Origin of the sequence: Xylophilus sp. ASV27, from assembly GCF_016428875.1 — a bacterium.
GTDB lineage: Bacteria > Pseudomonadota > Gammaproteobacteria > Burkholderiales > Burkholderiaceae_C > Xylophilus.
Genome location: NZ_JAELTO010000054.1, coordinates 22,833 through 29,501, shown reverse-complemented (window position 1 = coordinate 29,501; position 6,669 = coordinate 22,833). Strand labels below are relative to the sequence as shown.

General features: G+C 61.7%; 6 protein-coding genes. 1 reads left to right on the top strand and 5 read right to left on the bottom strand.

Annotated elements, in window-relative coordinates:
• Window positions 1-259: 259 nt before the first annotated feature.
• The 4 genes from kynU to JHD63_RS12770 all read right to left on the bottom strand — a co-directional run bounded on the left by kynU (window position 260) and on the right by JHD63_RS12770 (window position 4,451).
• Window positions 260-1,534, bottom strand: coding sequence for a kynureninase (gene kynU, locus JHD63_RS12785; protein WP_198971125.1), 1,275 nt, complete (start codon window positions 1,532-1,534; stop codon window positions 260-262).
• A gap of 106 nt (window positions 1,535-1,640) precedes the next feature.
• Window positions 1,641-2,588: an ABC transporter permease gene (locus JHD63_RS12780; RefSeq protein ID WP_198971124.1), complete on the bottom strand. Its 948-nt coding sequence runs from the start codon at window positions 2,586-2,588 to the stop codon at window positions 1,641-1,643.
• 2 nt (window positions 2,589-2,590) lie between these two features.
• The gene (locus JHD63_RS12775) at window positions 2,591-3,370 is read right to left on the bottom strand and encodes an ABC transporter ATP-binding protein (protein WP_198971123.1); all 780 of its coding nucleotides are present in this window, start codon (window positions 3,368-3,370) and stop codon (window positions 2,591-2,593) included.
• A 94-nt stretch (window positions 3,371-3,464) separates the two neighbouring features.
• Window positions 3,465-4,451, bottom strand: a complete 987-nt coding sequence (locus JHD63_RS12770; RefSeq protein ID WP_198971122.1) for an ABC transporter substrate-binding protein — start codon at window positions 4,449-4,451, stop codon at window positions 3,465-3,467.
• Window positions 4,452-4,582: 131 nt separating this feature from the next.
• Here JHD63_RS12770 and JHD63_RS12765 point away from each other — a divergent pair, with 131 nt between their 5' ends.
• On the top strand, window positions 4,583-5,440 hold the full coding sequence (locus tag JHD63_RS12765; RefSeq protein WP_198971121.1) for a GntR family transcriptional regulator: 858 nt from the start codon (window positions 4,583-4,585) through the stop codon (window positions 5,438-5,440).
• Between the two features lie 18 nt (window positions 5,441-5,458).
• Here JHD63_RS12765 and JHD63_RS12760 read toward each other — a convergent pair whose 3' ends face one another.
• Complete coding sequence (locus JHD63_RS12760; RefSeq protein ID WP_198971120.1) at window positions 5,459-6,505, bottom strand: LysR family transcriptional regulator; 1,047 nt, start codon at window positions 6,503-6,505, stop codon at window positions 5,459-5,461.
• Window positions 6,506-6,669 lie beyond the last annotated feature (164 nt).

Sequence of the window (6,669 nt, the reverse complement as noted above, 5' to 3'; positions counted from 1 at the left end):
ACTGGCAGCAACGGCTTGATCTTTTTGTACAACACCGCGCTAACTTCCTTGTTTCTTTTCTTTCCCATGCACCGTCAACGCGCATCCCGCGCTTGGCGATGACAGGCTTTTGTTAGCCGCTCTAAAGCGAGGCGCGACTACGGCCTGACCGAGCGACGGCGGCTGCAAGCCCTTTTGCCAGTTCCAAGGGAATTGCGCACCAGTGAAAGCTGGTGCGTTTTTTTCATCGAATGGGCACCGTTAAAGACACCAGACCAGGTCACGTCACGGCACTGCGCTGGTGGAACTTCGGCTGGTCCCAACTTCCGGTCTGCAGAATCTCCTTCAGCACGACGACGGAGTTCCATACGTCCTCGAAGCGGATGTACAGCGGCGTGAAGCCGAAACGCATGATGCGTGGCTCGCGGTAGTCGGGGATGACGCCGCGTTCAATCAAGGCCTGCACCACGGCGAAGCCGCCAGGATGTTCGTAGCCTACCTGGCTGCCGCGGTACTTGGTATCCACGGGGGTATTCAACTTGAGAGGAAAGCCTGCGCATTCCTGCGCCACGAGATCCATGAACAGGCTGGTCAGCGCGAGCGACTTCTCTCGCAACTGTTGCATGTCGGTCTGCTCGAAGGTGTCCAGGCCGCTTTCCACCATGGCCAACGAGGCGATGGCCTGTGTGCCGCAGAGATAGCGCCTAACGCCGGCGTGGGGATCATACTCAGTCTCCATCGCGAAGGGGCGGGCATGACCCCACCAACCTGAGAGCGGTTGCCAGAAGCTCTCCTGCAGACGCTGGTTGACCCACAGGAAGGCTGGCGCACCCGGCCCACCGTTGAGGTACTTGTAGGTGCAGCCAACGGCATAGTCCGCGTTTCCGCCATTGAGGTCCACCGGCACGGCCCCGGCGGAATGGCACAGATCCCAGACCGTCACCGCGCCTGCCTCGTGCGCGCGGGCGGTCACATCGCCAATGTCGTACATGAAGCCGGTCTGGTAGTTCACGTGCGTCAGCAGGAGCACGGCAACGTCATCACCAAGCGCTGCGTCGAGTTCTGCAGGGCCATCGATGAGCCGGACTTCGTAGTCCGCGTTGCCCAGCGACTTGAGCATGTCGATCAGGCCCTGCGTGATGTACAGGTCCGTCGGGAAGTTGTTGCGTTCGGAGACGATCACGCGGCGTTCAGGGGACTCTTCCTTCTGCAGCCGCAGCGCGGCGGCCATCACCTTGAAAAGGTTGGTGGAGGTTGTATCCGTCACTACGACCTCCCCCGCCTTCGCGCCCACCAGCCGCGCGAGCTTGTCACCCAACCGTCGCGGCAGGTCGAACCACCCCGCGGTGTTCCAACTGCGAATGAGGCCGACACCCCATTCCTGCGAGATGACGTCCTGGGCGCGCTTGAGCGAGGCCTTGGGCATTGCGCCGAGAGAGTTGCCGTCTAGATAGATCACGCCCTCCGGCAGCTCGAACTGCTCGCGCAGCCTTGCGAGCGGATCGCGCGCGTCCATTTCGCGGCAGTCTGCAAGGGTGATGCTCTTGGATGTCATGAATCGATTGTCCTGTCGAGTGAATTTTTCCGGGGGCCTTCACTGCCCCCGGGTTGAAGTAAGAAAAATTCGAGCCGCTGCGCTCGCTTTTTGCCGGCTGAGCAGCTCAGCCCGCGCCAGAACGCTCCCGCAAACTCTCGCGCGGCATGGCGCCGCTGATGCTCCTGCCGCGGCGCAGCGAGGGCAACGCCAGCATGAAGAGCACGAAGAGGCCGGTGGCGAGCTTGAGGTCCGGCGGCGGCATGTTCGCGGCCAGGCACAGCGAGATCAGCTGGTAATAGATCAATGCGCCAACGATCGGCGCCATAAGCTGGCGCATCACCGTCTGGTTCCCAATGATGGCTTCGCCAATCATCAGTGCTGCAAGGCCGTTGATGAGCACGCCCAGGCCCATGTTGATGTCGCCAAAACCCTGGGACTGCACCATCAACGCACCGGAGAGCGCAGAGAGGCAGCCCGCAAGACCAATGCCCATGATGGTAGCGGTCCTGACACTGATGCCCTGTGCCTCCGACATGTCGGGATTTGCGCCGACTGCACGCATGGCGGTACCCTTCTCGGTCTTGAAGAAGTAGTTGAGGGCCAGGAAACCGATCATCAGCAGCAACCCGACAATGGCTGTCTTGTTGAGCGGGGAGCCCGCATCGCTCACGGGAATCACGTCCAGAATGCTGCCGTCGCCGAAAAGCGAGATATTGGAACGGCCCATGATGCGCAGGTTCACGCTGTAGAGCATGGTGGTCATCAGGATGCCCGCCAGCAGCGTGTGGATGCGAAAGCGCAGGTGGATGTACGCGGTGCAGCAGCCTGCGATGAAGCCCGCCGCCATGGCGATGAGCACTGCTAGCCAGGGGTTCATGCCCGAGGCGATCAGCACCGTGCAGATACAGCCGCCCAGCGGGAACGCGCCTTCGGCCGTCATGTCGGGAAAGCCCAGCACGCGGAACGGCAGCATGATTCCCAGCACAACGAAGCCCATGATCAGGCTTTGCGCAATGGTGACCGGAATCAGGGCGCAGAACGTCGAAAAAGTGGTTTGAATGAAGTCGATCATGGTCAGCTTGCCAGCAGCATCCGGTCGGCCTTGGTGGAGAAATGCGAGATCAGGTCGGGCACGGTGAGCCCTCTTTTTTCCTCAGGGCCGATCTCCAACTTCACGCGGCCCGCGTCCAGCATGAACACGCGGTGGCCGAAGTCGATAGCGTGCTGCATGTTGTGGGTCACCATCAGAACGGTGAGCCTGAACTTCTCGACGGCCCGCACCGTGGCGGCCATCACGATGTCTGCGGTTCGCGGATCGAGCGCCGCGGTGTGCTCGTCCAGCAGCAGCAACTGGGGCGACGTACTCACCGCCATCACCAGCGAGAGCGACTGGCGCTGGCCGCCCGAGAGCAGATCCACGCGCGCATCCAGACGGTCTTCGAGCCCGAGGCCGAGCACCGAGAGGCGCTCGCGGTACAGGTCGCGCCGCGCGGCGGTGAGGCCCGGGCGCAGAGTGCGTTTTTGTCCACGCAGTTCGGCCAGAAGCATGTTCTCGGCGATCGACATGCTAGCCGCAGTACCCTTCATCGGGTCCTGGAACACCCGTGTTATGTGCGCGGCCCGCTCGTGCACCGGCAAGGCTGTGACGTCCTCGTTGCCCACTACGACACTGCCCGAGTCCAGGGGCAGTGCGCCACTGATGGCATTGAGCATGGTGCTCTTGCCAGCACCGTTGGAGCCAATGATGATTCCGAACTCTCCCGTCGCCAGCCTGAGGCTCAGGTCATTGAGCGCGACCTTCTCGTCGGGCTTGCCTCGGTAGAACACCTTGCGCGCGTTGCTTACTTCCAGCATGGCTTTCCATTCCTTGGACGCCGGGGTTACGGGGAAAGCCGCAGACCCGGTGCCCGTCTGTTGCACTAGGTTGTCTTGAAATTCAGCTCTGCGATCAGTCGACGAAACATTTGCAGTCAGCGATTGCCGGCGAGACCTTCATGTTGAACGCCCTGAGCGCCGCGCGGGAGACCACGGTCTCATGGTCTGCCAGCGTAGGCTTCACGGGAGCGATGTTTCTCGGGTCCTCACCCTTGAGTACGCGTACGGCGAGCCTGCCGGCGTTCTCGCCCACGCGTTCATAGCGCACGGCCACTGCCGCAACAACGAGGCCCTTGCGCACCGGATCGGGGTCGGCACTCACCAGCGCCACACCGATCTGGCGCGATGCGGCGGAGACCGCAGGGGTGGCAGGCTGGAGCAGATTAGAGGTCGGGTTGTACAGCACGTCGATCTTGCCCTTGAGCGAAGTGATGCGCTGCTGAATGTCGTTGGCGCTGTCCACGCCTACCGACACCACCTTGAAATCATTGGCAGCGCCGGCCTTCTTCACCATCTCCAGCAGTGCCACGTCGTTGGCCTCGCCGGGGTTGTAGGGCATGCCGAAGTTCCTGGAGCCAGGCACCAGCTTGTGCGCGAACTGCATCACGGCGCCGACGTCCTGCAAGTCAGAGGAGCCAGTGATGCCGTTGTCGCCCTTCTCCCATGAAGGCGTCAGCTTGGCGGCCACCGGGTCGGTCACCACACCGAACACAATCGGAATGCCGGATCCCGCGAGCGCCTTCTTGGCGACCTGCGACACTGGCGTGGTGATCGTGTAGATGAGCCTCGGCTTGCCGGCCTGCAGCTTGGCGATCATCTGGGGCAGCAGCGTGGCGTCGAAGTTGGTGTGGCTCAGTTCGTAGACTACGTCCTTGCCCTCGACGTAGCCTTCGCGGGACAGTTCTTTCTTGAAGCCTTCCACGGCTTCGTTGAGCTGTGGATGGTCGCCGAAGTTGGCGATAGCGATCTTGATCGGATCCGCCCAGGCAGCGCTGAAGGCCGCCAACATGGCGCCAGCGAGCAGAGCTTTCTTGATTCCGGAGCGGGAAATTTGAACCATGGTTAGTCTCCTGTATGGACCGTTGCGCCGCGTACTGGCTCTTGCAGAAAAATATATAGTTCACTCAATCTGATATTAGACTGTATGCCATATATTAATCTTGGTACTTACCCTAGAGCCATTGGTATGCCATGAAAACTGATGTGAATGGCAGAGACTCCAAGACCGACGCCGCATACCAGTTGTTGCGACGCGAGATACTCTCAGCGAGGTTGCCTGCGGGCGCGGCGTTGCGGCCCACGGCACTCAAGGCGAGCTATGGCCTGGGCTGGACGCCGGTGCGCGAGGCGCTGGCGCGGCTAGAGGCGGAGCGCCTGGTGGTGTATCGCCGCAATCATGGGTTTGCGGTGGCTCCCGTCTCCAGTGAGGAGCTCGACGATCTGCGGCGCGCGCGCCAGGCCATCGAGCTGCCGCTGCTGAAAGAGGCCATGGAGAACGGCGACGCCAACTGGGAGGCCGAGCTGGTTGCGGCGCACCACCGCCTTCTGCGCTGCAAGCTGCCGGTGGACGACCCCTCAGAGGAGGCCCTCACGCAATGGGAGCAGTTGCATGCCGCATTCCACCGCGCCCTGCTGCAGGCCGCAGTGTCAAAGTGGCTGCTGCGCTTTCAGGCGCAGATCCATGAACAATTGGCGCGCCACCATCGCGTGCTTGCCATTCTTCCCACGCTCCGCAGCAAACAAGAAGGCGCGGACGAGGCCCGAGAAGTGCTGCGCGACGCTATGAACCCGCAGCATCACACTGAACTGCTCAATGCCGTCCTCGAGCGCAACGTGGACAAGGCCCTGCAACTCATGATCGAGCACACGGGCACCACCATGGAAGTGTTCGAGCGCACCAGCGCTGTGCAAGAAAGGACTTCCCCCGGGCAAGCCACAAAGCTGCCGGCACTCCGCGCCCGCGCATCGGAACGGCCGACCACCCCGACGAAGGCCAGACCCAAAGCATCTACCGCGTCGGACAAGATCCGCAAGACCCGGTCTGCCTGAGATGCGGAGCCATCACGCTTACCCGCCGCCGCCCTCCCGCAGCGATTGGTGCAGCGCACCGATGAAGTTCTGCAGGATCGCACTGTTTTCCCGGTCTGCGCGAATGGTGTAGCCGACACGCGTGATGCGCTCGATCCGGGCGTACTCCAGCGCCTTTACGAGCCCGAGCCTTTCGAAACGGCGCGCTGCCGACTTTGGCATCATCGCCACCATGCCCCATTGGATGACGAGTTCCAGGTTGGTAAGGATGGAAACCGATTCGATCACCCTTTGCGGCATCTTCTGCCCGTTGGAATGGAAGAACTGCTGCGCCGCCAGGTAGTTGGCGGATTCGCGTGTGGGGATGATCCAGCCCATGGCGCCCAGTTCATGCATGCCGATACGCTCTTGTGCCGCTAGCGGGTGCTTTGCCGAGATCACCACGTCAAAGCCCTCGTCGAACAGCGGAACGTGTTTGAGCAGCGATATGTCGTGGTGGTGCTTGCTTGCCACGGCAAGCTCCTCGGGAAGGATGCCAAGCACGATGTCAACCTCGCCTTTGATGAGCTGTGGATGCAGCGTGGAGTTGGAGCCGACCTTCACCGTTACGTCCACGTCGGGCGCGAAGCTACGCAAGTTGCCAATGGCATTGGGCAGCAGCGTGGCCGAAGCCGCGATCAGCGTGCCGACGATCAGGTGGCCTGACATGCCGGTCTTCATTGCGTCCAGGTCTTCCGAGAGATAGCGCAACTGCGAAAGAATCAGCCGCGCATGGCTCTCGAACACCATGCCGGACTCGGTCACTCGCATGCCGGTCTTGCCGCGCTCGAACAGCCGCGTACCAACTTGAGCTTCCAGATCCTGGATCGACTTGCTGATGGCAGGTTGCGTCATCGCCAGCTCCCGCGACGCGGCGAGCACAGATCCGGCCTCGATCACCTTGATGAAGATGGCGAACTGCTGCAGGCGCAGCCGCCGCGAGAGGGGCGAACCATGACCCGCCCTCGAATGCGGGTCCGCAATGTGCTCGCTGCCTGGCATTGCCGTGTTTCCCCTGTCGTGTTGCTCGGACTGCGCCGATCCCAAGGATAACCGGGCAGTGAAGCACACGCCTGAATTCGCTTTCGCGCCAGCCAAACGCTACGAAATATGAAGCGCAAAGCCGTACAAGGGAGAGGCTTTTCACAACTATTCCCAAAGTGAATACGTTGCACACCCGAATTCGCTATCCAGCGCCCTGCCAAGTCCTT

Excerpts from the sequence above, each read along its gene's own strand:
- JHD63_RS12765 (WP_198971121.1), top strand. The coding sequence starts at position 4,583 with ATGAAAACTGATGTGAATGGCAGAGACTCCAAGACCGACGCCGCATAC.
- JHD63_RS12775 (WP_198971123.1), bottom strand. The coding sequence starts at position 3,370 with ATGCTGGAAGTAAGCAACGCGCGCAAGGTGTTCTACCGAGGCAAGCCC.
- JHD63_RS12780 (WP_198971124.1), bottom strand. The coding sequence starts at position 2,588 with ATGATCGACTTCATTCAAACCACTTTTTCGACGTTCTGCGCCCTGATT.
- JHD63_RS12770 (WP_198971122.1), bottom strand. The coding sequence starts at position 4,451 with ATGGTTCAAATTTCCCGCTCCGGAATCAAGAAAGCTCTGCTCGCTGGC.
- kynU (WP_198971125.1), bottom strand. The coding sequence starts at position 1,534 with ATGACATCCAAGAGCATCACCCTTGCAGACTGCCGCGAAATGGACGCG.